The sequence below is a fragment of the Luteibacter sp. PvP120 genome (assembly GCF_054055715.1).
This window is the reverse complement of the sequence record NZ_JBSRXP010000001.1, coordinates 587,179-612,801: the sequence shown is the minus strand read 5'-3', so window position 1 is coordinate 612,801 and position 25,623 is coordinate 587,179. Positions and strand designations below refer to the sequence as shown.

The following is a 25,623-nucleotide window of genomic DNA, read 5'->3' as shown; positions in this document are numbered from 1 at the left end:
CGCCGGGCGCCAGGCACTTCAGATGACGTGTGCGGCGATCCGCTGCGCCGCCGATCGCCCGGCCGGGTTGGCCGGCGCCACCACCGCGTAGTTGTGGCCGCCTTCCGACCAGTAGTCCGCCAGCAGGCCACCGTCCTCGCGGCTACCGCGTGACAGCAGGTGGCGCGCCGGCCCCGGTGGCCTGACATAGAAACTGATCGTGTGCCCGCTGCCGTCGTCGTAGAGAACCATGGCGGCCGGTCCCTGGTCGGTGGCGAACAGCCTTCCGCCCATGGGCCGGAACCCGGCGTCCGAGAGGTCCGGCAAGCGCACGCTGGTGCCTACCCGGCCCGCCAGCCATGCACGCAGGTCGCGTTCGTTGGCGGTGGTGATGTCCATCCCCACGCCATGGTCGAGCGCCAGCAGCCGATAGGCCTGCATCGCATCGGCCATCGGTGCGTTGGCCCCGCTGCCCATGCCGCGAGCGGCCCAGCCGGCGACGCCGCCCAGCGCGAGGCACAGCAGCAGGCTGGCCGCAGTGGCCAGACGGACGAAGCGACGGCGGGCCATGCGCCGGCGCAGGGCGGTCGGATCCGCGGCCGTCGATGGCGCCAGGTCGCCGGCAAGCAGGGTGCGCAGTTGCTGGGCGTCCTGGCGCCAGCCCTGGATCTCCTCGGCCTGTTCGGGGTGGCGCGCGAGGTAGCGTTCCACCTCGCTGCGATGTGGCTGCTCGAGCTGCCCGTCGACATAGGCGTGGATGTCGTGTTCGCTGGGAGGCGTGTGGGTCATTTCAGCAATCGCAGGGCAGGTGTTTCGGGAGCGCCCTCGCCCAGGCGGCGCAGCGCGGCACGTGCGCGGGAAAGGCGGGACATGACGGTGCCGATCGGGACCTGCAGGATGTCGGCCACTTCCTGATAGCTCAGGCCTTCCACGGTGATCCAGATCAGCAGGCTGCGCTGCTCGGTCGGCAGCGAGGCGAACGTGGCCAGGGTGGCGTTGGCCATGGCGACCCGCTCGGCGGAGGGCCAGGTCGGCTCGTCGGTGGCGCCGCGCCCCAGCATGCCCAGCAGGCGCGCGTAACGGCTGGAACGGCGCTTTCCGTCCAGGAACAGCCGGTACTGGATCGAGAACAGCCACGCACGCAGGCTCTCGTCGTCGCGACGCGCGTGCCATTTGGACAGGGCGCGCTCCACCGTCGACTGGACGAGGTCGTCCGCCGCGTGCGCGTCGCGGGTCAGCCACAGGGCGAAGCGCCGCAGTCGCGGCAGCATGGAGCGCAGGGCATCGTCGATGCGGGAGTCGGGCATGCCGGGCCTTCTTGCCGGATTACGGGAGGTAGGACGAGTATCGTGGCGACATAGTCCTCCGGAAGGGAATAAAAGTCGCGGACATACGTCCCACCCTTGACGCACATTCATCCATACGGGAGACGAACGCATGCACGAGACCGGAAAGAGGCGCCCGCCGCCGAACGTGGGCCTGCGCTGGGCCATCATCGGGGTGATTGTGGCCGGCTCCGCCGCGGCGTTCGGTTACGTCGGCGGCTGGCTGGCGCCCGATCGGCTCTCGCCGAAGAAATTCGTCGACGTATTGCAGGCGAGCGGCGGCGAACACCCCGGTTACCGGCGCAACCATGCCAAGGGCATCTGCGTCGGCGGCCGTTTCGAATCCAACGGTGCCCTGCAGGGCGACTCGCGGGCGGCATTGTTCGCACCCGGCGTCAGCACCCCGGTGGTCGGCCGCCTGGCGCTACCCGGCGGCAATCCGTATGCCGCGGACAGTTCGGTGCCCATCCGAAGTTTCGCCCTGCGCTTCGACCTCGCGGACGGCGAGCAGTGGCGCACCGGCATGAACGCCATGCCCGTCTTCCCGGTGTCCACGCCGAAGGCGTTCTACGACCTCCAGGTGGCCACCGGGCCCGACCCGAAGACCGGCAAGCCCGATCCGGCGAAGGCCGGCGCGTTCTTTGCCGCGCATCCGGAGGCTGGCCCGTTCCTGGGCTGGGTGAAGACGGCCAAGCCGCCGGCCAGTTACGCCACCGAGACCTATGGCAGCATCAACGCCTTCTATCTGCGTGATGCGGCCGGCGTGCGTCGTGCCGTGCGCTGGAAGGTCGTGCCGGAGACGCCGGCCGCGGGCGACGGTTCCCCGGCCGCGGGCGATACCGATTACCTCGCCGCCGACCTGGTGAAGCGGCTGGCGGCTGGACCCTTGCGCTGGCACCTGGTCATGAGCTTTGCCGCGGACGGCGATGCGGTGGACGATGCCGCCTTGGCGTGGCCGGACAGCCGCCGGAGCGTCGATGCGGGCACCCTCGTGATCGATAGCTGGCAAGCACAGGCCGACGGCCCGTGCCGCGACGTGAACTACGACCCCACCATCCTGCCGCAGGGCATCGAGGCGTCCGGCGATCCGCTGCTTGCTGCACGGTCCGCCGCGTATGCGGAATCCTACCTGCGGCGCACCCGCGAAGAGGGCCACCTTCCCGGCGCCGCCCGCCCCAAGGAGACCCGCCCATGAACCGCGCCACCGCATTCCACCCGTTCGCCCGCCTGCTGCATTGGCTGATGGCGATCATGATCCTTGCCATGCTGTTCATCGGGGCGGGCATGGTCAGCACCGTGGCGGAAAAACATGACGCGTTGGTGGCGATCCACCGTCCGCTCGGCATCGTGATCTTCGTGCTCGCGCTGATCCGGCTGGGCTTTCGCCTCGCCCATCGCGCACCGCCGCTGCCGTACGACCTGCCGCTGTGGCAGAAGCTGGCGGCGCACGGGTCCCACGTGCTGCTGTATGGCCTGATGATCGCCATGCCGCTGATCGGCTGGGGCATGCTCTCGGCGGGGAACTATCCGGTGACGATGTTCGCGGGTGTTCACCTGCCGAAGATCCTGCCGTCCGACCCGGCGCTGTTCGCCTGGTTGCGCGAATCGCACCGGTATCTGGCCTGGCTGTTCTTCCTGACGTTCCTGGCTCACATGGGTGCGGCGCTGATGCACGGCCTGATCCGTCGCGACGGCGTGTTGCAGAGCATGACGGGAGGCCGGTCCGACGTGTGAGCGCGCATGCGGCACAATGGCCTCATGCGTCCGATCCTCATCGTCGTTCTCCTCATCGCCGGTCTTACGGGCTGCCGCACGCTGGGCTACTACGCGCACGTGGCGCACGGACAGGCGACGCTGCTGGCGCAGCGTCGCCCCGTGGCGGAGGTGTTGCACGATCCCGCCACGCCGGAGAGGGTACGCCTGCGCCTGGCGTTGTCCAGTCAGGCGCGGCGCTTCGCCTCCGATGCCCTGGGGCTGCCGGACAATCGCAGCTACACCTATTACGTGGCGCTGGATCGTCCCTGGGTGGCATGGAACGTGTTCGCCACGCCGGTGTTTTCCGTCGCGCCGGTCACGCACTGCTTTCCGATCGCCGGTTGCGTGGCGTACCGTGGCTATTTCCGCAAGGACCTGGCCGACCGCGAAGCGGCTCACCTGAGGGCTGGCGGGGATGACGTGGCGTTGGGGGAGGTACCGGCGTACTCGACGCTCGGCTGGTTCGCGGATCCCATCCTCAGCAGCATGCTGTACTGGGACGACGACACCCTGGCCGGCACGATCTTCCACGAACTGGCGCACCAGAAGTTCTACGTGAAGGACGACACCGCGTTCAACGAGTCGTATGCCAGCTTTGTCGAGGACGAGGGCGTGCGTGAATGGCGTCGATCACGCGGCTTGCCACCGCCGGAGGGCGACGACGCCGTCGATCGCTCGTTCACCCTGCGCGTGCTCGCCTTGCGTGAGCAACTCGGCCGGCTGTACGCCGAGCCGATGGACGCCGCTGCCATGGGCGTCGCCAAGGCGGAAACGTTCGAGGTGTTCCGTGGCGATTACCTGGCCTGGCGTGCCAACGTTGCCAGAGGCGATCGCCGCTACGATCGCTGGATGGCGAAGCCGCTGAACAACGCCACGTTGCTGCCGTTCGGTCTTTACGACACCTGGAAACCCGCGTTCGCCGCGCTGTTCGAGCGCAGCGATCGACAGTGGCCGGTGTTCTTCGCGCGGGTGGCCGCGCTGGGCAGGAAGCCTGCCGCCGAGCGCACGCGCGAGCTGCAGGCCTTGCTGCGCTAGCGCGGCGCCCGGCCCGTGCTCAGGCCGCGTATACCGGATAGGTGGTGTAGCCCTCGGCGCCGCCGCCGTACAGCGTCGCCGGGTTGGGACGCGCCAGCGGCCAGCCATGGCGAAGGCGATCCACCAGGTCCGGGTTGGCGATGAACGGACGGCCGAAGGCCACGAGGTCCGCGCGGCCGCTGCCCACCGCGTCGATCGCCATGGCGCGGTCGTAGCCGTTGTTGACCATCCACGGGCCGTCACCATGGCGGCGGTGCAGCGCTTCGTAGTCGAAGGGCTCGACATCGCGCGGCCCACCCGTGGCGCCTTCGATCACGTGCACGTAGGCCAGTGGGTGCGCCTTCAGCGCGTCGATGGCCGCGGTGAAAACGGCCGTGGGGTTGGAGTCGGCCATGTCGTTGGCGGGCGTGGTGGGAGAAAGGCGGATGCCCGTGCGGCTGGCCCCCGCGACCCCGACAACCGCCTCCACCACCTCGCGCAGGAAGCGCAGGCGGTTGGGAATGCTGCCGCCCCACGCGTCGGTGCGATGGTTGGTCTTGTCGCGCAGGAACTGGTCTATCAGGTAACCGTTGGCTGCGTGGATTTCCACGCCGTCGAAACCGGCGTCCAGCGCAAGCTCCGTGGCGCGCCGGTAATCGTTGACGATCAGCGGGATCTCGCCGGCCTCGAGGGCGCGGCAGGCCGACACGGGCTCGAAGCCGTTCGCGGTGAAGGTCTTGCCGTCGGCGCGAATGGCGGAGGGTGCCACGGGTGCGGCGCCGCCGGGCTGCAGGCTGGTATGCGAGATACGCCCCACGTGCCACAGCTGCAACACGATCTTGCCGCCCTTTGCGTGCACGGCGTCGGTGACCTTCTTCCAGCCACGCACCTGCTCGCCGCTGTAGATGCCCGGCGTATCCAGGTAGCCCTGGCCTTGCGGCGAGATCTGCGTGGCCTCGGCGATGATGAGGCCCGCGGCAGCGCGTTGTGCGTAGTACTCGACGGCGATGGGGCGCGGCACGAGGCCCGGGCCGGCGCGGTCGCGGGTGAGCGGTGCCATGACGATGCGGTTGGCCAGCTCGATATCGCCGGCGCGGAAGGGTTCGAACAAGGTGTGCGGGTCGGTCATGTCGGGTCCTGTATTGCGATGGAAAAAAGCGACAGGCCATGGGGCGTGCGTTCCGCCATGCAACCCCTCACTGTTCGTGAAGGGAAACACAGCGTTTCGACATGGCCGTCCAGATGGCCGTGTCTCGCGTTAACGTGCGCAGCCCGTCTTCCGTGGTGTGTCGCATGTCCTTGTTCAGTTACTGGTTCCGCATCCGTTTCTGGAAGCGTGTCGCAGCGGGCTTCGTGTTCGGCGCGCTGGCAGGCTGGCTGATCGGCCCTGACGCGGCGACGTGGTTCGGGCCGCTCGGTACGCTCTACGTCACGTTGATCAAGATGATCGCAGTGCCCTTGGTCTTCTTCGCCGTACTACACAGCGTGTCGAGCCTGCACGGCGTGAAGGACGTCGCCGCCCTGGGCGGGCGTACCTTCGCGTGGTTCGCCGCCACGGCCACGCTGGCTGTACTGGTCGGGTTGCTGGTGGCACACGTGCTGCAACCCGGCCTGGGCGTGCAGGGGTTGACCGCGCCGGTCGGCTGGCAACCGCGCGCGGTGCCGCAGCCGGTACAGGTGCTGCTGGACATCGTGCCGGCCAATCCCTTCCACGCCTTGAGCGAGGGCAAGATCCTGCAGGTGATTTTCTTCGCCGGCCTGCTCGGGCTGGCGCTGGTGAAGATCGGCGAGAAGTCGGCCCGGCTGCGTGCGCTGGCGGGGGAGGCCAACGACGGCATGATCCAGGTCACGCGCTTCGTGCTCGAGGTGACGCCGATAGGCACGTTCGGGCTTATCGCTGCCCTGGTGGGGAGCTACGGCTTCGAGAAGCTGCTGCCGCTGGCCACGTTCGTCGGTGCGCTTTACCTCGCCTGCGTGTTGCAGATCGTGGTGGTATATGGCGGATTGTTGCTCGCGCACGGGCTGAATCCACTGGCTTTCCTCCGTGCGGCGTTCCCGGCCATGCAGGTGGCTTTCACCTCGTCGTCGAGCTTCGCGGCGATGCCGATCGCACTGCGCAGCGTGGTCGCCAACATGGGCGTGAAGGAGGAGTACGCGGCGTTTGCCGTGCCGCTGGGTGCAAGTATCAAGATGGACGGCTGCGGAGCGATCTATCCGGCGATCGCCTCGGTGTTCATTGCGCAGTATTTCCATCTCGACCTGCAGCCGGCGCAGTACGTGGTGATCCTGCTGGCCTCGGTGCTGGGTTCGTTCGGCACGGCGGGCGTGCCGGGCACGGCCACGGTGATGGTGACGCTGGTGCTGAGTTCCGCGGGGTTGCCGTTGGAGGGTATTGGTTACCTGGTGGCGATCGACCGGATACTGGACATGATGCGCACGCTGACCAATGTGACCGGGCAGATGGTGGTGCCGGTGCTGGTGGCGCGGGAGCGGGGGATTCTGGATTTGGGGGTTTACAACCGGGCGGTGGCAGGGACTGCACGTATTGCTTAGGGCGCCGTTGCGAGACGCGGGCGTCTTTGGATAGCAACTGTCGATCGTGTAGGGCTTTTCCTACACAAATGTCGGCTGATTGACGACATCAGCCGGCAGTAGATTCCCTGTTGGTAAGTCTTCAATGCGAGGGCTTATGCGGCGTTGCCCGCCGATTCTTGTCAGCCGGTGTTTAAACAGCTAAAAGCGTGACCGCGTTCGCATTCCGCGTTTCGCCAATGCCGCATCGTTCCGTCGACAATTTGACCAGGGAAAGGTATAAAAAAAGCTTCAGGGGTTTTAGATTTCTTCGTGTTCATGACGGCGTCGGCGCAAGCCGAAACGGACTGGTTTGCCCTCGACTCTCAGTCCTTTTCCGTGTCGGAAAGCCTCATGCATCGTCCGACCGCAGATGCAGCATGCCGGGCCGCGTATGCAGTAGACGCTGTTACCGATATTACCGACATAGCGCACATCTCTCCGAGCATCCGTGTTTTCTGCTGGTTGGCAGTGTAGCGACGGCCGAGCCGAATGAAGGACAGCGCTGGACCCCGCTCGCTCTCACCCTGTGCGCTGCCATGGCTCATGGGCAAGGATAGTCCGGTTGCATGTCGCCTTCATTTGTCAGGTCCAAGAGCACCATGGCGGGCTGTGCGAGGCATTCAGAGGATGGGGAGAAACCCGGTAAAAATTAGCAACATTCCGTGGCTCAATGCCATGGGATCAACATGCAGCTTATCGCTGTCGCCGATCTGAAGCGAAGCCGGCATGAAACATTAAACAGGTCTCAACCCTCGCGGCTTAAACAACGCATCGTCCTGCCCCACACTCAGCCAGCATGGAAGGTCATGAAGTCACCTTTTGGATTTGCATTTCTGTTCGTGGCGTCGACACAAACAGCACAAGCGGAGCAGGTGTGGTTCGCGCTTGACTCCCCGGCATATCCGCCCTCACCGGATATGGTTCATTATCCTACGGCAGATTCCGCGTGCCAGGTCGCCTATGCGGCCGACGTTCCTCGCTTCACCAGCGATGTCTCCCATGTCTTGCCTTATACCCCTCCAATTTACTGGAAGGACTTCGGGCTGCCTGCGTATAAGTGTGAATTCAAGGTCATCATCGGGTCCGGAGTGAACACTCTTACGCACATCATCGCCGTTGCCGGGGATGTATGCCCTTCTGGACAGACGTTTGATGCGACTACAGGTCAGTGTGCACCCAGTACCGACCAGCAGGATCGCCGACAGCGGGGTGACCCGGACGATGAAGCCAACAACGATCCGAGCAGCTGTCACGGCGATCCCATCAACGCCGCCATCGGCAACGAATTCGAGAAGCTTACCGATTACAGCGACCGGGATGGCGAGCTGCAGTTTGTGCGTTTTTACAACAGTAGCGAAGGCCGGTGGCGTCACTCGTATGGCGCATCTCTTGTCCAGCTGGTTTCGTCGGCAACGCTGACGTTCGACGATGGAAGGGCCTCGGTCTTCTCCATGGCGGGCAATGTCGCGACCGGTGAGCCAACCGAGCGGGGCAGCCTTGTCAAATCCGGATCGAACTGGGTCTATTCGTCGCCCGACAATGAAACGTTGACGTTCAACGGCGACGGGCAGCTCACCAGCTACAAGGCGTCAAGCGGCTTGGTGCAAACGTTAAGCTACGGCTACGACCCGACATTCACCAAGAATCAGGTGACAATCAAAGATTCGCGAGGTCACACGCTGGTATTCAGCGAAGACATCGCGTCAGGGCAGCTGAGCACGCTGTCGGCTCCCGGCGTTTCGGCTGTCTACACATACAACAGTGCGGGAATGCTTGCCATGGCAGCCCGAACTCTTCAGGGAAAGACGACCACCCAGTCGTACCTCTATGAGGACACAAAGAACGCCACCCATCTGACGGGCCTCGTTGACGAGCGGGGTATTCGCGCGTCGACTTGGACGTATGACGCCGACGGCAGGGCGACGTCCAGCATCCGTAGTGCCGGTCTGGATAAGACCACCATTGATTACGCAGACGACGGAACCACGACCGTGACCAATGCCCTAGGCCATGTGGTCACCTACAAATATGCAGTCATCGCGGGAACCCGTCAGATGGTGGCTGTGAAAGGCGAGCCTGCCTTGGCGTGCCCTGTCAGCAATTCCTCATTTACCTACGACACGCGTGGGCAAATCTCAACGCAAACCGACGCGCTTGGCCACGTCACGGCCTTTGCCTATGACACGCAGGGTCGAATTACGTCAAAAACCGAGGCCAAAGGTACTGCTCAGGAGCGAGTTACCACCACTACGTGGGATGGGACGACTTTCAGGCCCAAAACGGTTACGACGCCTGACCGGGTAATGACCTACACGTACGACACGAAGGGTCGGCTGATCGGTACAAAGGCAAGCACGCGAAATCCATGAGCGTATCAAAATGTATCGATACAGGACTTTACGCGAACATGAAATATCAAAAAATGAAACTTCTCATCGCATTTTCATTGCTGATTTTCGGTGGCGGTGCGATGGCCGAGGATTATTACTACACCCTCGACAAGGATGGGTCAGATCCGACCGTGACGCACTATGCGACGCCTGATGAGGCATGTCACGTAGCGTATGCCACCGACATGGCTGGTCCGCCACCGGGCGCGGACGCGGATACTCCACTGCCTTACAAACCTCCCCAAATTAGCTACACCTATCCACCAAAGGTGGAGGTTTGGGGATGTGATGTTGACTGGACTAGCTCGAAATATGGTGGGACTTACTCATATGGCCACGTTGTCTTCAGGAACGGCGACAACTGTACTTCGGCTCAGGTCTACAACCCGATGTCAGGCTATTGCGAGTCGCCGGATGAGGAGCAGGGCCGCAAAGAACTGGGTGATCCCACCAGTCCGGCCAATGTCGGATTCGTTTCCTGTGGTGACCCGGTAAACCCCGCCAACGGCAACGTTTTCGAAACAGAAACTGATTACGCCGACCAAGATGGTCAGCTCCGATTTACCCGAAATTACAATAGTGGAAGTAACGGCGGATGGTCGACTACGCTAAATACGCGTCTCTACAGTGACAGCGGAACTGGTACGCGAAGCGCCGTGATTCGCTTCGAAGATGATCGGACAGCACTTTTTGTCGCTAGTAATGGGGTGTTGGTGCCTGAAGGTGGAGAGCTTGGCACGCTTGTCCAGGACTCTCGCGGTTGGACTTATACGTCTCGGTTCAATGATCAAATGACCTTTGATCTCCAAGGTCAGCTTGTGCGTTGGGAAAAATACAACGGAGACGCGATCACTGTGGCCTACAGTACAACGCCAACCTACGATTCCGTAATGACCGCGACGGACTCGCTCGGACACCAAATGGTCTACACCACACATTATGGATGGCCGTCTTCGCTGGTCGTGGGAGACCTTACGATTACGTACACCGTCGACAGCTCCTTCCGATTGACCGGTGTCAAGAAGACCTGGCCGGAGCATTCGACGACCCGCAGCTATCTTTACGAAGACTCGAACAATCCCAAGTTGCTGACCGGGGTCATCGACGAGCGGGGCATTCGGGTGAGCACATGGGCGTATGACTCGAACGGGCGGGCGGTGTCTGCGGCGATGGCCGGAGGAAAGGGCGCTTTTGCCTTCGCCTACAACACCGATGGCTCTACGACCGTGACCAACCCGCTCGGTCATCCGGTGGTATACCGCTTCGACATTGTCCAGGGTGCTAAGCGCATTACTGCCGTAGAGGGCGAGCCCGCCGCAGGCTGCCCCGCTTCAAATTCCACCTTTTCCTATACAGCGAATGCCCAACTTGGCAGTCGGACCAACGCCCTCGGCCACGTGACGACCTATGCCTATGACTCCCTCGGGCGGGAAACCAGCCGCATTGAGGCGAAAGACACGCCCAGTGAGCGCGCTACCACGACCATCTGGAGCGGCACCAGCTTCCGTCCCGCCTCAGTGACAACGTCTGACCGCATCACGACCTATAGCTATGATCCGCAGGGTCGTCTGCTTTCCACGCAATTTCATTCGATTAAGGAGTGATTGAACATGATTAAAGGACTGCGCTGGACCCCGCTCGCCCTTGCCCTGTGTGCTGCCGCGAGCCATGCCGCGACCGCTGATCGCGTATCCACCGTCGCCTACAATGCCAAGGGACTGGTGGCGAGCGTCGATGGACCCCGGACGGATGTCTCCGACATCACCAAGTACACCTACGATTCGCAAGGTCGCTTGGCCACGCTTACCGATGCGCTCGGCCACGTGACGACGTACAGTGCCTACGACACCTACGGAAACCCAGGTCAGGCAGTCGATGCCAACGGGGTGGTCACGACCATGACCTACACCCCTGAGGGCTGGCTGGCGACCACGGTGCGTGATGCGACCGGCACTCCCGCTACCATGAGCCTGACTTATGACGCGGTTGGCAATGTGGTCCAGACGACCGATGCTGACGGTGTGGTGCTCAAATACACGTTTGATGATGCCAGCCGGCTGACTGACATCACGGACGGTGCTGGGAACCGCGTCCACTACACCCTGGATGCCGCCGGCAACCGGACGAAGGAGGAGACATTCGATTCGGCAGGGAGCCTCAAGCGTTCCGTGTCCCGTACCTTCAACAGCCTGAGTCAGTTGCTCACTGTGGTCGATGCCCTGAATCGTACCGTGCTGGCCTTCGACACCACCGACGGCTATGACGCCGAAGGCCACCCGGTCCACAGCGCGGACGCCAAGGGTGTCCAGCGCAAGCAGGGCTACGATGCGCTCAACCGCCTGGTCAGCACCATCGACAACTACAACGGGACGGATACGTCCGCCAATGCCCAGACGGTGTCGTCGTTTGATGCCAGCGACAATCTTGAGGCAGTCAGCGACCCGTCGAGCCTCAATACCCTCTACGACCACAACGGCCTCGGTGACCTTACCGGCATTCACAGCCCGGATACCGGCACCACCACGTTCACCGTGGACGCCGCCGGCAACCACCTGACCCGCACAGACGCCCGCGGTGTGGTCACGACGTACACCTATGACGCTTTGAACCGGCCGCTGTCGGCGTTTTACAGTGACGCGACGCTCAATGTGGGTTATCACTATGACGAGGCGAACACGGTCACCGGTTGTGCTGCGTCAGCGCCTATCGGCCACCTTACAAGGATCGTGGAGCAGGGGGTGACCACCACTTACTGCTATGACAAGCGCGGCAACGTCATCCAGAAGAAGCAGGCACAGGGGGCGATCACTGACACCCTCGGCTACAGCTACACCGCCGCCAACCGGCTTCTGACCGAAACGCGCCCAGGGGGAGCGGTCGTCCGCTACGGCTACGATTCGCTCGGCCAGGTGAGCGGGGTCTGGGTGACGCCATCGGGCGGTGCCGAGCAGATCGTCGCGAGCGGTGTGACGTGGCTGCCGTTCGGGCCCATCCAGAGCTATACCTTCGGCAACGGGCAAACTGTTGCCCGCACCTACGACAGCAATTACCGGGTCACCGACATCGTCTCCCCCGCGCTGGAACTGCATTTCAGCTTGGATGAGATGGGGAACATCACGGGTGTGAGCGAGTCGGATGGCAGCACGGCCAATTACCTCTACGACCCCCTCTACCGTCTGACCGCTGTCCAGGACGCGGCGGGGACACCGGTGGAGACCTACACCTACAACCTGGCCGGGGACCGCCTGAGCAAGGCCGCACCGGGAATAGCCACCGGTAGCTATGGCTACCAGAAGGGCACCCACTGGCTGACGTCCATCGGTGCTGCCTCCCGAACCTATGATGCCAACGGCAACACTACTGGCAATGCGGTAGCCGGGCAGGTTTGGGGATATGGGTACAACGGCCGTAACCGCATGACGGTGGTTCAGCAGAATGGGGCCACCACCGCAAGCTACGTCTACAACGCGAGCGGCGAGCGAGTGGTGAAGACCGTTGGCGCTACCTCGACGCGCTTTGTCTACGACGAGGGAAGCCAACTTCTCTCAGAGCTTGGCGGCACGAGTGCCCGTGACTACGTCGCCGTGGGCGGCGTGCCACTGGCGATTGCCGACGGTGCATTCCTAGGTTTCATTATCGCCGATGGACTGGGCGCCCCTCGTGCCGTCACATCGCCGGCTGGTGCGATCCTTTGGGGGTGGCCATATGCGAGCAACCCGTTCGGCGAAAGCAAGCCGGTCTCGAGTTCTGGATATGTCTTGAACCAGACGTTTCCGGGTCAGTATTTTGATGCCGAGAGCGGGCTGACCTACAACGTCAATCGGGATTATGATCCCACGACAGGAAGGTACATTCAGAGTGATCCGATCGGTTTGCTGGGTGGCCCGAGCACATACACCTATGTAAGAAATAATCCGTTGGCCTTGGCTGATCCGCTTGGACTTTGGTCTTTCTCATTCGAAGCTTATCTTGGGTTTGGCGGAGGTATCCAATTTGGGCGTGATCCTTCCTCTGGCGAATGGTTCTATGGTGGTCGTCTTGGCGTGGGCGTATCAATTGGTGGATCACTCGATTCTGCTGGTAGGCGACCCGGAGCGGACGGCAAGGACTGCACGAGTGGCTCAACGCTTGGGATTTTCAATCAGGGCGGAATCACTCTTGGCCCGGCATCTTGGAATCCAATCCAAAACTCCGCTGGCTTTGCCCTAGATGGTTCGGGTAAGGGATACGTGGAAAGCGGCCCGGCCGACTCGCTAACCTTCAATAGGGCCTCGGCAAAAGCTTTTGGGATTGGATGGTCGACAGGTATTGAGGTTGTAGGTCACTAGATATGAGTGAATTCGTGAAGAACTTTAAAAGAATGCCGTGGCCCTTGAGGGTCCTGACACTACTCTCACTAATGTCAGTAATTCTTGTGGTGGCGACGATCGTCCCAGGTGGCGCCGTTGTCGGTCAGAAGAGGGTCGGACTAAAGGACTGGTGGACAAATGGCAGTGGGCCAATATTCACGTTTGCCATATTCCTTTTTTTTGGCGCCGGAATCTGGCTACTTAAATCTCGGTCGCTTGGTCGATTGGCTTACATTTCAAGTTTTGCAGGGCTCTACGTTGCCGCTTATCTAGTCGAGCAGATCAACGGCATGTTCTATACTCGCACCGAATACTTCTATGACTTTCTCTTCGCGGCTTTCCAACTTACAGTGTTGGGCGCGTATTTATTTTTGAGTCGTCGGGTGAAGACCTTCTTGGCCACGTAGCGGGGCTTCGTAAAGTGACTATACCTCTTTGAGTGATGTGCCACTGACGGCGGCCAATGGCACATGCCTTTGACGACATTTGACTGCAACGCGGACGTCGCAGGCTTGTCAGTACTGCTACTTAAACTGATCTATCATCATATGTGACCGGCCAGCCCGGCTCGCTCAATGAGGCGGATCGTTGGATTGAGTTCTTCGTCATCATGGCCGAACACATGTCGGTTGGCTCTTGACTGCTTTGCTTCACGAAAAAGCGAATTTTTTGCTAAACATTGCTTCCTGAGAGGAGGCGACGCGAAACTTCGATGATTTATCTCTTTATCTTATTTGCCGCCATGGCCGTGCTCGCCGTCCTATGGGCAGGAGTTATGGCGCTTGGCATGCTGCGCCAATTCAGGCGACCGAGCGCTCGTGCTCGCCGAGATGCGCCAACTCCCCTGAACGCATTGCTGACGCCCAGTCTTCTCACCGAGCGTGGTCAGCAACTGCGGCGGCGGTACTTTGCAGGACTTGCGGGTTGCGCACTCTCGGCATCGGCTGCCGGAATCGTTACTCTTTGGCTGTGATACGGCTCTGGTTCCCGCTTGAAGACAATGCTATGAGAAGATCTACATGGCCCTTTGCAAGCTAATCAAGAGGTTGCCCTGACAATGCCCCACATGCGTAAGAAGTCCGAGCTGCCCACCAAGGTCTGCGAGAAGTGCGGGCGCCCGTTTACCTGGCGGAAGAAGTGGGCCAGGGACTGGGAGAACGTTCGGTATTGTTCAGAGCAGTGTCGGGGGTGAGAGGCGTCCGTGGTCGAGCGCTATTTCGTTAGAAGGGCTGCGCGCCGGCATCGCTGCGCCAATCCTCTCCGGTTCATTTCACGTCGGCAATGCGCTTGGTACGATTAGCGGCGAAAGATCAACCCACCGTTTTTGCGCGAGGCATAGATCCACTCTTCGCGTCGTCACTCCAAGGGAGTAACCATGCCAACGGAAACCAAGACGAAATTCGAAGTTAAGCCCACTGCGCACGGCGACACGGTAAGCGGCCAACAGACCGCCGAATACAAGGAAAACATTGCTGGAGTAGGCGTGACGCTCTCCGTGAGCGCTAGCGGGAAGCTTTCGACCGAGACCCGGCATGAGAATGGAAATCTCAGCTGGACCGGTACGGCCGAGGTCTCCGCAACGGCCAAGGGTGAGGTGAAAAGCGAGAAGGGGGGCGTGGGCGTGGAGGAGCGCCAGGGCTTGCGCTCGACGTATAACGTCGTCGTGCCGGAGAAAGCGCTCGCAGACAGGGACCCGGCCACTATCACGCCGTACGATCCTGTTTCCATGCCCGTCGGCACGAAGGTGTCGATCGACAGCGCGAACTTCGAAAAAAGCAAACTCACCGGCACCTTCGACCACCTGGCGATCGAATCGCGTGTTTCGACCGAGCGTGGAAGCGGCGTCCTTGTCGAGAAGACGTCCGACCACATGGTGCGGGTCATGGCCGGGCCCAAGGACGCTTTGGAGAAGTACGACGGCATAGGTGTGGAATTCGGTAAGGCTCGCGCGCTTCTCGGACGAGAGGACAAGCTCGAGGGTAAGCAGTTGCAGACGGCCGAATTCGATCTGTCTACGCCGCAAGGGCAGGGAGCTTATAACCGGTTCCTCGGATTGGGGGTGCTGCCCAAGGAATCGGGTCCAGGTGTGTCGAACGTTTCCACGGTGGAGACCCATGACCTGTCGTCGGCCTCGCAGCTGGGAATCACGCTGGGTAAGTTCGAAAAAAGTATCGATCTTCAGAAGAACACGGGGGAACTTGTCGTAACGAAACGCCCCGATGGAAGCACGGAATCATCCGCGCTGAAGATCCAGTACGACACGGGCGTGCCGCTGGCCATCGAATCGACGTTCGACAAGGACGGTCACGAGGTGGTGTCCGCGCGGCGCTACACCCTCACCTTTGATGCCAACGAGAACTCGTGTCCTAGCCTGAACAATCTTCCCTTGGAGCGCGCAGGCTCGGATACACCGATAAAACCAGGTGACAAGGTGACGTTGACGCTCACGGAAGAGCAGATGCAAAAGCTCGCCAGTGACACCCAGCAAGCGAATCCAAGGCCATCCGACGCCAATGTTTGGGTGGAGCGGCGAGCGAATCTGGACGAAGGGTCCGACCCGTCCCAAGCCTTCGCTCTCAAGATGGCTGCTACACAGGGCAACCAGGTCAGGGTATTGGAAGCGTTGCAAAGAATTTATCCAAACGATCCATCGCACCCTCAGCAAACCCTGCCAGGAACGCTTCAGGTCCAAGGCAAGACCCCGGAGCTCCAGCATGACCAGGAGGGGCCGTCGCAGGGCAGCCCATCGAGTGTTCGAGCGCCACAGAGTGTGCCACTCGATGACCCCTCGCATCCGGGATATAAATTATTTACGCAAGTCCGTGATTACGTGCATGAGATGGACACCCGGTATAGAAAGTCGCCCGATGCGCAGAGCGACAATCTCTCGGGAGTTCTGACGGTGGCAGCTAAAGCCAACGGGATCACGCATGTTGGCGGCGTTGAACCCAACACCAAAGACGCATCGACGGTATTCGTCTACGGAACGGCGACCTCGGCAGGGGCGCATCGATATGCAGAGGTGCCGACCGTCCAGGCGCTCAATACGCCCCTGGCGACGAGCTCAGAGCAGTACCACCAGGCCGAAGCTAAACCATCGCTGGCCGAGACGCCGGAGCAGGCACAACAGCAGGCAGCCGCACAGTCGCCATCGATGGGGAGGTGACGCTTCAGCGACACCGCGTTGTTGGTTTTTCGCCCACATCGTGGGCTCCTACCGTGTCGGTGTCGGTGTGGGGGCGGCGCGGTGGGCGGCCATGTGTTTGAGGTAGGTGATCAGGTCGTCCAGGTCGTGGTCGGAGAGGGTGTCGGGGCTGAAGCCGGGCATCTTGGCTTGCGGCCACTGGCGTAGCGATTGCGGGTTGCGGACGAGGGTGCGCAGCATGTCTTCGCGCAGGTACTCGGTGGGGCTGTGCGGGATGTTGAGGTCCGGGCCCAATCGTGCGTCGCCCTGGCCGTTGAGGGTGTGGCAACTGAGGCAGTTGCGCTGGAAGACGGCGAAGCCGCGGCGGGCCGGGGCGTCCGGTGGCAGGTCGGCGGCGGGGCGCATCTTCGGGAAACGTGTCGCGGGGTCGGCGAGCACCCGGACGGCGGCGATCTGGTAGGGCCATTGTTCCGGTCCGATGTGGCTGGCCTCGGGATGCAGCCAGACCAGGTAGAACGGGCCGGCGCCCGGTTTGTCCTTGCTCAGTGCCGGCCAGGGCGCGTCCGGCGGCTCGATGGCCAGCCAGGCTTCGGCGCCCTGGGCACCCTGGCCCGTGACGAGCGACCCCGGCAGCTCCGCCGCGAAGCCGTCCAGGGCCACGAATTGCAGGTGCGCGGCCGGATCGATGCCGGGCAGCAGGGCCTTCAGGGGCACCGCGCGGTAGCGCATGGCGGCATGGTACGAGACGTCGCCGGGGACATCGACGATACGGACATCGGGGCGGGCCAGCAGCTGCGCCGTGGTGAGACGTTGCATGCCCTTGCCCGTGTCGAGCGTCAGGGTGGCGGCCGGTGCGAGCGTGGCGAAGCAGAGCAGGGCGATGATGGTCAGGATGCGCACGGCATGTCCTATGTCCGGATGACTGGGTGGAAGGCGGCGCTGTCGGTACCCTCGGATTATCGTCCCATCGTCCCCACCTCGGGGATTCGATACGATCACGGATTCACCATGGCCGACACCACCGTCCCCCGGTTCTTCGACGAATTTTCCATGCAGAAGGTCACCGACGCCGTACTGGATGCCGAACTGGCCCGCGACGACGGGCGCATCGCGATCCTGTTCCTGTGGGGCCGCGACTGCCCCAATTGCGATATTGCCAAGCGGCAGATCCTGCTGGCGGCGGAGCGCTTCGCCTGGCCGGAGGTGCGCTGGTTGCACGACAACGTCTACGACGACCCGACCATGGGCACGCGCTTCGGCCTGCACGGCATCCCCGCGTTTTTCCTCTTCCATCGTGGCCGCAAGCTGGGCCGGATCACCTCGTGGCCGGGGGCGGATGCCTTCGTCGACGCGGTAAACAAGCAGATCGGCCTGACCGGAGCCACCGCATGATCGTCACCTCGCTGCTGGACACCGACCTGTACAAGTTCACGATGATGCAGGTGGTGCTGCACCAGTATCCGGCCGCACAGGTGGAGTATCGCTTTCGCTGCCGTACGCCAGGTGTGGACCTGGTGCCGTTGATCGGGCGCATCCGCGAAGAACTGGATGGCCTCTGCGCGCTGCGCTTCACCGACGACGAGTTGGCCTACCTGCGTGGCCTGCGCTTCATCGACAGCGACTTCGTCGACTTCCTCGGCCTGTTCCATCTCAACGCCAAGTACGTGTCGATCACACCGTCGGCTACCGCGCCCGGCGAGATCGACATCGTGATCGAGGGGCCCTGGCTGCACACGATCATGTTCGAGGTGCCGCTGCTGGCGATCGTCAACGAGTTGTACTACCGGGCGACGCAACCGGACCTGGACCTGGCCGAGGGTAGGGCGCGCCTGCGCGCGAAGATCGCCCTGCTGCATGACACGCCAGGGTACGAGCGCGTGCGCATCGCCGACTACGGCACGCGGCGCCGGTTCTCCAGGGCCTGGCACGAGGAAATGCTGGCTACCCTGGCGGAGGGCCTGGGCACCCAGCTGGCCGGCACCAGCAACGTCCTGCTGGCGATGCGACAGGGGCTGGTGCCGATCGGCAGCATGGCGCATGAATACTTGCAGGCGTTCCAGTCGCTGGGACCGCGACTGCGCGACTCGCAGACGGCCGCACTGGAAGCGTGGGCACGCGAGTACCGCGGCGACCTGGGTATCGCGTTGTCCGACGTCTACGGGCTGGACGCGTTCCTGCGCGACTTCGACATGTACTTCTGCAAGCTGTTCGACGGCGCGCGGCATGATTCCGGTGACCCGTTCACCTGGGGCGACCGGGTGCTGTCGCACTACGTGGCCAATCGCGTGGACCCGCGGACGAAGACGCTGGTGTTCAGCGACAGCCTGGATATCCCGCGCGTGATGGACCTGTACCGTCACTTCGACGGCCGTTGCCTGCTCTCGTTCGGCGTCGGCACCAACCTGACCAACGACGTGGGCCCGGCACCGATAAACATCGTTATCAAGATGACCCGCTGCAACGGCCAGCCGGTGGCGAAGATTTCCGACTCGCCGGGCAAGAACATGAGCGACGACGTGGAATACGTGAGCTACCTGCGCAAGGTATTCGGCATGTCGGTGGCGTAATGCCACCAGTCATGCGGGCCGGTCTGGGCGAATCGCCGGCCGGCCCAGGCGGATCCGGCCGGACGGATCAGAACGCGGGCAGCACGGCGCCGTTGTAGTTCTTCTCGATGAACGCCTTGGCCTCGGGCGAGGTGAGCGCCGCGGCGAGCTTCTTCACGCGCGGGTCGTCCTTGTTGTCGTCGCGGCCGACCAGGTAGTTGACGTACGGGGAATCCTTGTTCTCGATCAGCAGCGCGTCCTTGACCGGGTTGAGCCCGGCGGCCAGGGCGTAGTTGGTGTTGATCAGGGCGAGATCCACCTGGTCGAGCACGCGCGGCAGCATGGCCGCTTCGAGTTCACGGAACTTCAGGTGCTTGGGGTTCTCCACGACGTCCTTCAGGGTGGCAAGGCGGTCGTTGGGATTCTTGAGCTTCACCAGGCCATGGCTGGCCAGGAGCAGCAGCGCGCGGCTGTTGTTGCTGGGATCGTTGGGAATCACCACGTCGGCGCCGTCGGGCAGTTGGTCGATCGAGGTGAACTTCTTCGAATACGCACCGAACGGCTCGATGTGCACGCCCACCACCTTGACCAGGTGGGTGCCGCGCTCCTTGTTGAACGCATCCAGGTAGGGCTCGGTCTGGAAGAAGTTGACGTCGATCTGCTTCTGCGCCACCTGCATGTTGGGCTGCACGTAATCGGTGAACACCTTGATCTCGATGTTCACGCCCTGGCTGGCCAGCAGCGGCTTGATCTGCTTGAGGATCTCCGCATGCGGCACGGGCGTGGCGGCCACGGTGAGCGTGGCGGAGCCATCCGTCTTGCCGTCGCCCGCGCTGCCGGAACACCCCGCGAGGAAAAGGGCGAGGGCGGCGGTGAGGGGCAGCAGGTAGTTCTTCATGGCGGACGTCCGTGGCGGATGGTGCGGCCCGCCAGCATAGACGTCCATACCGCCGTATGCAAAGGCGCCTCAGCGGCGCGTGTAGCGCAGGACCAGGCGGTCGCCGAGCGATTGCAGGATCTGCACCAGCACGACCAGCAGCGCCACGGTCACCAGCATGTAATCGGGCTTGTAGCCGTTGTACCCGTACTGGTAGGCCAGCGCGCCCAGGCCGCCAGCGCCGACGATGCCGCCCATGGCCGTGTAGCCGACCAGCGCCACGGCGGTGACCGTGGTGGCGGCGATCAGGCCGGGACGCGCCTCGGGCAGCAGCACCCGGGTGACGATCTGCCACGTGGTGGCACCCATGGCCTGGCTGGCCTCGATCACGCCGCGCTCCACCTCGCGCAGCGCGGTTTCCACCAGGCGGGCGAAGAACGGGGCGGCGCCGATCACCAGGGGCACGATGGCGCCGCGGATGCCGATGCTCACGCCCGTGATGGCCTGCGTGAGCGGGATCAGCAGGATCATCAGGATGATGAAGGGCACGGAACGCAATACATTGACCACCAGCGACAGCCCGGCATACAGCCGCGGCCGCGCATGCAGCTGGCCCCGTGCGCTGAGGAACAGCCAGATGCCCAGCGGCAGGCCGAGCGCCAGCGTGAACAGCAGCGAGCCGCCCAGCATCAGCAGGGTGTCGACGCAGGCCTGGGCGATCTCCGGCCAGTCGATGTTGGGGAACAGCGTCTGCATGGGGCTCATCGGGCCACCTCCTCGATATCTACGCCGGACGCGCGGAGCTGCGCGAGGGCTTCGTCCAGGCGCTCGCCGTGCATGGCCAGCGTCAGCTGCCCGTACGGGGTGTCCTTGATCCGGTCGACCCGGCCCGACAGCAGGTTGTATTCGATGCCGGTGTCGCGCACCACGCGGGACAGCAGCGGCGAATAGGTGGCCGCACCGCGGAAGGACAGCCGGAACAGCCGCCCGTCGATGCCGGGGAACTCCGGCCCACGGCCTTCGCGGTGGTCGGCCTCGGCCACGAAGCGGCGGGTGGTGGGGTGCTGCGGGTGCAGGAAGACATCGGCCACGTCGCCCACCTCGACCACGCGCCCCGCGTCGAGCACGGCCACGCGGTCGCAGACGCGGCGGATCACGTCCATCTCGTGCGTGATCAGCACGATGGTGAGGCCCAACTGGCGATTGATGTCGGCCAGCAGTTCCAGCACCGACGCCGTGGTTTGCGGATCGAGGGCGCTGGTGGCCTCGTCGCAGAGCAGGATGGACGGCTTGCTGGCCAGGGCTCTTGCGATGCCGACGCGCTGTTTCTGGCCGCCCGAGAGCTGCGCGGGATACTTGCGCGCGTGGGCGGTGAGGCCCACCAGGGCCAGCAGTTCGTCGACGCGCGCCCGGATCTGCGCCTCGTCATGCTCGCCGTGCAGGCGCAGCGGGAAGGCGACGTTGTCCGCCACCGTGCGCGAGGACAACAGGTTGAAGTGCTGGAAGATCATGCCGATGCCCGCGCGCAGGCGGCGCAGTTCGGCGCCGGTGGCGTGGGTGACGTCGCGATCGGCGATGAACACCTGGCCGGCGGTGGGGCGCTCCAGCAGGTTGATCAGGCGCAGCAGCGTGGACTTGCCGGCGCCGGAATGGCCGATGATGCCGAACACCTCGCCCGCCTCGATGGTGAGATCGACGGGTTCCAGCGCGGGCACGAGGGTGCCCTCCACCCGATAGGATTTGGATGCGGAGGCGAAACGGATCACGGGGCGGGTGGCTCCAGCCGGTAACGGGCACCCATGGTAGCCGAAGCCGGCCGGCGGTCGGCAGCGCACGATGGCTGTCGTGCCGGGCGTAGACTGTGCCGATCCCCATCGACGCCAGGAACCGCGCATGACCAGCATCTACGACTTCTCCGCACGCGACATCGACGGCAACGAGCGGTCGCTGGCGGAGTTCCGCGGCAAGGCCCTGCTCGTGGTGAACGTGGCGTCCAAGTGTGGGTTCACGCCGCAGTACAAGGGGCTGGAGCAACTGCACAAGACGTATGCGGCGCAAGGCTTCGAGGTACTGGGTTTTCCATGCGACCAGTTCGGTCACCAGGAACCGGGCGACGACGCGGACATCCGCGACTTCTGCTCGCTCACCTATGACGTCAGCTTCCCGATGTTCTCGAAGGTGGAGGTCAACGGCGAGCAGGCGCACCCGCTGTTCCGCTGGATGAAATCGCAGAAGAAGGGTCTGCTGGGTACCGAAGGCATCAAGTGGAACTTCACCAAGTTCCTGGTCGATCGCGACGGCCAGGTGGTGGAACGCTATGCACCCACCGACACGCCCGAAAAGATCGGCAAGGACCTGCCGCCGCTGCTGGGCTGATCGCTCATCCCACCCAGGCCGGCGTGGTCTTGTCCAGGAAGGCGGACAGGCCATGCTGGCCCTCGGGCGACACGCGCAGCCGTGCGATCAGCGCGGCGTTTCCCGCGTCCGTCCGTTCCGCGTCGGCCGGGGTGTGACCGCCCATCGCCAGCGCCAGCCGCTTCGCTTCGCGCTGCGCCACGGGTCCACCGCGCGTCAGCAGGCCCAGCACACGTTCCACGGCCGCGTCCAGCTGGTCCGGCGGTACCACCTCGTGCACCAGGCCCATCGACAGTGCCGCGGCACTGTCGATCAGTTCGCCGGTGACGAACAGCCGGCGGGCCTGGCGCAGGCCGATCGCGGCCACCACGTAGGGCGATATGACCGCGGGCACCAGGCCCAGCTTGACCTCGGACAGCGCGAAGCGCGCGCTGTCCACCGTGACCGCGATGTCGCAGCACGCGACCAGGCCCACGCCGCCGCCGAAGGCCGCGCCGTTGACGCGTGCCACGGTCGGCTTCGCAAGAAATTGCAGGCGGCGCATCAGTGCGGCCAGGCGCAGCGAGTCCGCCAGGTTGTCGGCTTCGCTGGCGGCCGCCATGCCGCGCATCCAGTTCAGGTCGGCCCCCGCGGAGAAGCTGCCGCCACTGCCGGTCAACACCACGGCGCGTACGCTGTCGTCGTTCTCGACCTCGTCGATCGCGGCGGTCAGCTCGGCGATCAGGCCGTCGTCGAAGGCGTTGTGCACCTCGGGACGGTTCATCACCAGATGGGCGGTACTGCCATGACGGCGGAGTTCGACGGCGGGCATGGGCAATCTCCGGGCAGGGTGCAAGATCATAATAGGCCGGCACGGCATGTGCAGCCCTCGTGCTAAAGGCATACAATGCGAACAGTTCTTATTTGAGTATTTGCTGTGCGCCTCTCCGACGCGCCGAAAGGTGCCAAAGCCGTGGTCCAGTCCGTCACCGATGCCCATCCCGCCGATCCCATCGCGCAGCGCCTGCGCGACCTGGGCTTCGTGGCCGGCGAGCCGGTGCGCCTGGTGGCGCGCGGGCCGCTCGGTGGCGATCCCCTGCTGATCCAAATCGGCTCGACCCGTTTCGCGCTGCGCCGTACCGAGGCCGCGCGCGTCACCATCGCCATGGAGGACGCCGCATGAGCGCCATCGCCACCCGCATCGCCCTGGTCGGCAATCCCAACTGCGGCAAGACGGCCCTGTTCAACCAGCTCACCGGCGGCCGGCAGAAGGTCGCCAACTACGCCGGTGTCACCGTGGAACGCAAGGAGGGCCGCTTCGTCACGCCGTCCGGGCGCACGTTGCAGATCCTCGACCTGCCGGGTACCTACAGCTTCGACGCGACCAGTCCCGACGAGGCGATCACGCGTGACGTCTGCCAGGGACGCTATCCCGGCGAGGCGCCGCCCGACCTGATCGTCTGCGTGGCCGACGCCACCAACCTTCGCCTGCACCTGCGGTTCGTGCTGGAAGTGCGCCGCCTGGGTCGCCCCGTGGTGCTCGCGCTGAACATGATGGACGCCGCGCGCCGTCGCGGCATGGCGATCGACGTGGACGCGCTGTCGCGCCGGCTTGGTGTGCCCGTGGTGGAGACGATCGCGGTGAAGCGCGGCGGGGCGCAGGCGCTGATCGACCGCATCGACCGGGCCGTGCCCGCCATCCAGCCTGCCGATATCGACACGGCCGACCGCGACCGCTTGCACGCCGAGGTGCGTTCCATCCTGGCCGAGACAGTCACGCTGCCGCGCGACACCGCGGCCCTCGACGACGCCATCGATCGCTGGGTGCTGCATCCGGTGTTCGGCCTGGCGATCCTCGCGGCACTCATGTTCATGATCTTCCAGGCCGTGTTCTCGTGGGCGCAGCCGGTCATGGACGGCATCCAGGCCGGTATCGCCGCGCTGGGCGATGGGGTCACCGGGTTCCTGCCCGAGGGCAGCGCGCTGCACAGCCTGCTCAAGGACGGCCTGTTCGCCGGGCTGGGCGCGGTGCTGGTGTTCCTGCCGCAGATCCTCATCCTGTTCCTCTTCATCCTGGTGCTGGAGGAATCCGGTTACCTGCCGCGCGCGGCGTTCCTGCTCGACCGGATGATGTTCCGCGTGGGCCTGACGGGCAGGGCGTTCATCCCGCTGCTGTCCAGCTTCGCCTGCGCCATCCCCGGCATCATGGCCACGCGCAGCATCCAGGACCCGCGCGATCGCCTCACCACGATCCTGGTGGCGCCACTGATGACCTGCTCAGCGCGCCTGCCGGTGTATACGCTGCTGATCGCCGCGTTCATTCCCAACCACACGGTGGCGGGCATCTTCAACCTGCAGGGCGTGGTGTTGTTCACGCTCTACTTCGCCGGCATCTTCAGTGCGCTGCTGGTCGCGTTCGTGATCAAGCGGCTGCGCAAGGATCGCAGCGAGCACGCGCTGATCATGGAACTGCCTTCGTACCGGCTGCCCAACGTGCGCGACATCGGCCTGGGCCTGTGGGAGCGCGCGCTGATCTTCCTCAAGCGGGTGGGTGGCATCATCCTCGCGCTCACCGTGCTGCTGTGGTTCCTGTCCAGCTTCCCGGGACCGCCCGAGGGCGCCACGGGCCCGGCCATCGACTACAGCATGGCGGGCCGCCTGGGCCGGCTGCTGGAATACGTGTTCGCGCCCATCGGTTTCAACTGGCAGATCTGCATCGCGCTGGTGCCGGGCCTGGCGGCGCGCGAGGTCGCCGTGGCCGCGCTGGGCACCGTGTATGCGATGTCCGGCAGCGACGATACCGTGGCCTCGCAGCTGGGTCCGGTGATCTCGCATTCCTGGTCGCTGGCCACCGCCCTGTCGCTGCTGGCCTGGTACGTGTTCGCGCCGCAGTGCATGTCCACGCTGGCGGTGATCCGCCGCGAGACCAACTCGTGGCGTAACGTGGCCGTGGCCGCCGGTTACCTGTTCGGCCTGGCCTACCTTGCCTCGCTGGCCACCTACCAGATCGCGAGGGCGCTCTCATGAGCACGTTCGATATCGTCCAGGGTGTCGTCATCGCGGTCGTCGTGCTCGCGGCCGCCTATGTCGCGTTCCGCAAGCTGCTGCCGAAGACCTCGGTGCGGGCCATGGCGCGGGTATCGGCGGCGCTCAACCGCGACGGTCGCCCCGCCATGCTTCGCGCGCTGGGCCGGCGCATCCAGCCGGCGGTGGCTACCGGCAGCTGTGGCGATGGCTGCGGCTCGTGCGGCTCGTGCGGGCCTGCGCCGTCGGTCGGCCCGACCGTCGAGAGCCAGCCGTTGACCTTCAAGACCCGGGGCTAGCCAGCCCCGGCT

The 25,623-nt window shown here is 64.0% G+C and carries 24 protein-coding genes; 16 read left to right on the top strand and 8 right to left on the bottom strand.

Annotated elements, in window-relative coordinates; all coding sequences use genetic code 11:
- Window positions 1–18: 18 nt before the first annotated feature.
- Window positions 19–768 carry an anti-sigma factor family protein gene (locus ACVKN3_RS02235; RefSeq protein ID WP_354512735.1) on the bottom strand — a complete coding sequence of 250 codons (750 nt, stop codon included), beginning with the start codon at window positions 766–768 and terminating at the stop codon, window positions 19–21.
- Complete coding sequence (locus ACVKN3_RS02230) at window positions 765–1,286, bottom strand: sigma-70 family RNA polymerase sigma factor (protein ID WP_285401589.1); 522 nt, start codon at window positions 1,284–1,286, stop codon at window positions 765–767. Before ACVKN3_RS02230 ends, ACVKN3_RS02235 begins: the two co-directional genes overlap by 4 nt.
- A 130-nt stretch (window positions 1,287–1,416) precedes the next feature.
- Here ACVKN3_RS02230 and ACVKN3_RS02225 point away from each other — a divergent pair, with 130 nt between their 5' ends.
- From ACVKN3_RS02225 to ACVKN3_RS02215, 3 genes are read left to right on the top strand one after another with little or no spacing between them, the layout of a single operon-like run.
- A complete protein-coding gene (locus ACVKN3_RS02225) occupies window positions 1,417–2,499 on the top strand; it encodes a catalase family peroxidase (protein ID WP_354512737.1) in 1,083 nt (360 codons plus the stop codon).
- Window positions 2,496–3,038, top strand: a complete 543-nt coding sequence (locus tag ACVKN3_RS02220; RefSeq protein ID WP_354512739.1) for a cytochrome b — start codon at window positions 2,496–2,498, stop codon at window positions 3,036–3,038. Before ACVKN3_RS02225 ends, ACVKN3_RS02220 begins: the two co-directional genes overlap by 4 nt.
- Window positions 3,039–3,062: 24 nt before the next feature.
- Window positions 3,063–4,094, top strand: a complete 1,032-nt coding sequence (locus ACVKN3_RS02215) for an aminopeptidase (RefSeq protein ID WP_354512741.1) — start codon at window positions 3,063–3,065, stop codon at window positions 4,092–4,094.
- A gap of 19 nt (window positions 4,095–4,113) precedes the next feature.
- On the opposite strand, the gene ACVKN3_RS02210 is transcribed toward ACVKN3_RS02215, so the two are convergent.
- Complete coding sequence (locus ACVKN3_RS02210) at window positions 4,114–5,202, bottom strand: alkene reductase (protein WP_354512743.1); 1,089 nt, start codon at window positions 5,200–5,202, stop codon at window positions 4,114–4,116.
- Between the two features lie 164 nt (window positions 5,203–5,366).
- On the opposite strand from ACVKN3_RS02210, the gene ACVKN3_RS02205 reads away from it, so the two are divergent.
- The 7 genes from ACVKN3_RS02205 to ACVKN3_RS02175 all read left to right on the top strand — a co-directional run bounded on the left by ACVKN3_RS02205 (window position 5,367) and on the right by ACVKN3_RS02175 (window position 16,552).
- On the top strand, window positions 5,367–6,626 hold the full coding sequence (locus tag ACVKN3_RS02205) for a dicarboxylate/amino acid:cation symporter (protein ID WP_354512745.1): 1,260 nt from the start codon (window positions 5,367–5,369) through the stop codon (window positions 6,624–6,626).
- Window positions 6,627–7,333: 707 nt separating this feature from the next.
- Window positions 7,334–9,016 carry a DUF6531 domain-containing protein gene (locus ACVKN3_RS02200; RefSeq protein WP_354512747.1) on the top strand — a complete coding sequence of 561 codons (1,683 nt, stop codon included), beginning with the start codon at window positions 7,334–7,336 and terminating at the stop codon, window positions 9,014–9,016.
- The gene (locus ACVKN3_RS02195) at window positions 9,013–10,641 is read left to right on the top strand and encodes a DUF6531 domain-containing protein (protein ID WP_354512749.1); all 1,629 of its coding nucleotides are present in this window, start codon (window positions 9,013–9,015) and stop codon (window positions 10,639–10,641) included. Before ACVKN3_RS02200 ends, ACVKN3_RS02195 begins: the two co-directional genes overlap by 4 nt.
- Before the next feature lie 6 nt (window positions 10,642–10,647).
- Window positions 10,648–13,365 carry an RHS repeat-associated core domain-containing protein gene (locus ACVKN3_RS02190; RefSeq protein ID WP_354513377.1) on the top strand — a complete coding sequence of 906 codons (2,718 nt, stop codon included), beginning with the start codon at window positions 10,648–10,650 and terminating at the stop codon, window positions 13,363–13,365.
- Between the two features lie 89 nt (window positions 13,366–13,454).
- A complete protein-coding gene (locus ACVKN3_RS02185) occupies window positions 13,455–13,793 on the top strand; it encodes a hypothetical protein (RefSeq protein WP_354512751.1) in 339 nt (112 codons plus the stop codon).
- Window positions 13,794–14,443: 650 nt separating this feature from the next.
- Window positions 14,444–14,578, top strand: a complete 135-nt coding sequence (locus tag ACVKN3_RS02180; protein WP_456991093.1) for a DUF2256 domain-containing protein — start codon at window positions 14,444–14,446, stop codon at window positions 14,576–14,578.
- A gap of 183 nt (window positions 14,579–14,761) precedes the next feature.
- Window positions 14,762–16,552 (top strand): XVIPCD domain-containing protein, encoded by a 1,791-nt coding sequence (locus ACVKN3_RS02175; RefSeq protein WP_354512755.1) that lies wholly within the window; start codon window positions 14,762–14,764, stop codon window positions 16,550–16,552.
- 48 nt (window positions 16,553–16,600) lie between these two features.
- On the opposite strand, the gene ACVKN3_RS02170 is transcribed toward ACVKN3_RS02175, so the two are convergent.
- The gene (locus ACVKN3_RS02170) at window positions 16,601–17,431 is read right to left on the bottom strand and encodes a c-type cytochrome (RefSeq protein WP_354512757.1); all 831 of its coding nucleotides are present in this window, start codon (window positions 17,429–17,431) and stop codon (window positions 16,601–16,603) included.
- A 108-nt stretch (window positions 17,432–17,539) separates the two neighbouring features.
- On the opposite strand from ACVKN3_RS02170, the gene ACVKN3_RS02165 reads away from it, so the two are divergent.
- Window positions 17,540–17,923 carry a thioredoxin family protein gene (locus tag ACVKN3_RS02165; protein WP_354512759.1) on the top strand — a complete coding sequence of 128 codons (384 nt, stop codon included), beginning with the start codon at window positions 17,540–17,542 and terminating at the stop codon, window positions 17,921–17,923.
- Window positions 17,920–19,098 carry a nicotinate phosphoribosyltransferase gene (pncB, locus tag ACVKN3_RS02160; protein WP_354512761.1) on the top strand — a complete coding sequence of 393 codons (1,179 nt, stop codon included), beginning with the start codon at window positions 17,920–17,922 and terminating at the stop codon, window positions 19,096–19,098. The genes ACVKN3_RS02165 and pncB overlap by 4 nt, the downstream gene beginning before the upstream one ends.
- A 67-nt stretch (window positions 19,099–19,165) precedes the next feature.
- Here the strand turns inward: pncB and ACVKN3_RS02155 are convergent, their stop codons facing one another.
- The 3 genes from ACVKN3_RS02155 to ACVKN3_RS02145 form a co-directional block, all read right to left on the bottom strand.
- Window positions 19,166–19,975 carry a MetQ/NlpA family ABC transporter substrate-binding protein gene (locus ACVKN3_RS02155; protein WP_285401632.1) on the bottom strand — a complete coding sequence of 270 codons (810 nt, stop codon included), beginning with the start codon at window positions 19,973–19,975 and terminating at the stop codon, window positions 19,166–19,168.
- Between the two features lie 69 nt (window positions 19,976–20,044).
- Entirely contained in the window at window positions 20,045–20,719 is a 675-nt protein-coding gene (locus tag ACVKN3_RS02150; RefSeq protein WP_285401634.1) for a methionine ABC transporter permease, read from the bottom strand.
- Complete coding sequence (locus tag ACVKN3_RS02145; protein ID WP_354512764.1) at window positions 20,716–21,720, bottom strand: methionine ABC transporter ATP-binding protein; 1,005 nt, start codon at window positions 21,718–21,720, stop codon at window positions 20,716–20,718. The genes ACVKN3_RS02150 and ACVKN3_RS02145 overlap by 4 nt, the downstream gene beginning before the upstream one ends.
- Window positions 21,721–21,847: 127 nt before the next feature.
- Between ACVKN3_RS02145 and ACVKN3_RS02140 the strand changes: the two genes are divergently transcribed.
- On the top strand, window positions 21,848–22,330 hold the full coding sequence (locus ACVKN3_RS02140; RefSeq protein ID WP_354512766.1) for a glutathione peroxidase: 483 nt from the start codon (window positions 21,848–21,850) through the stop codon (window positions 22,328–22,330).
- A gap of 4 nt (window positions 22,331–22,334) precedes the next feature.
- On the opposite strand, the gene ACVKN3_RS02135 is transcribed toward ACVKN3_RS02140, so the two are convergent.
- Window positions 22,335–23,120: an enoyl-CoA hydratase-related protein gene (locus tag ACVKN3_RS02135; protein WP_285401640.1), complete on the bottom strand. Its 786-nt coding sequence runs from the start codon at window positions 23,118–23,120 to the stop codon at window positions 22,335–22,337.
- A 105-nt stretch (window positions 23,121–23,225) separates the two neighbouring features.
- Between ACVKN3_RS02135 and ACVKN3_RS02130 the strand changes: the two genes are divergently transcribed.
- The 3 genes from ACVKN3_RS02130 to ACVKN3_RS02120 are packed head-to-tail and all read left to right on the top strand — an operon-like array spanning window position 23,226 to window position 25,611.
- Entirely contained in the window at window positions 23,226–23,471 is a 246-nt protein-coding gene (locus tag ACVKN3_RS02130; protein ID WP_036141014.1) for a FeoA family protein, read from the top strand.
- Window positions 23,468–25,315 (top strand): ferrous iron transporter B, encoded by a 1,848-nt coding sequence (gene feoB / locus ACVKN3_RS02125; RefSeq protein WP_285401643.1) that lies wholly within the window; start codon window positions 23,468–23,470, stop codon window positions 25,313–25,315. The genes ACVKN3_RS02130 and feoB overlap by 4 nt, the downstream gene beginning before the upstream one ends.
- Window positions 25,312–25,611, top strand: a complete 300-nt coding sequence (locus tag ACVKN3_RS02120) for a DUF6587 family protein (RefSeq protein ID WP_354512769.1) — start codon at window positions 25,312–25,314, stop codon at window positions 25,609–25,611. The genes feoB and ACVKN3_RS02120 overlap by 4 nt, the downstream gene beginning before the upstream one ends.
- Window positions 25,612–25,623 lie beyond the last annotated feature (12 nt).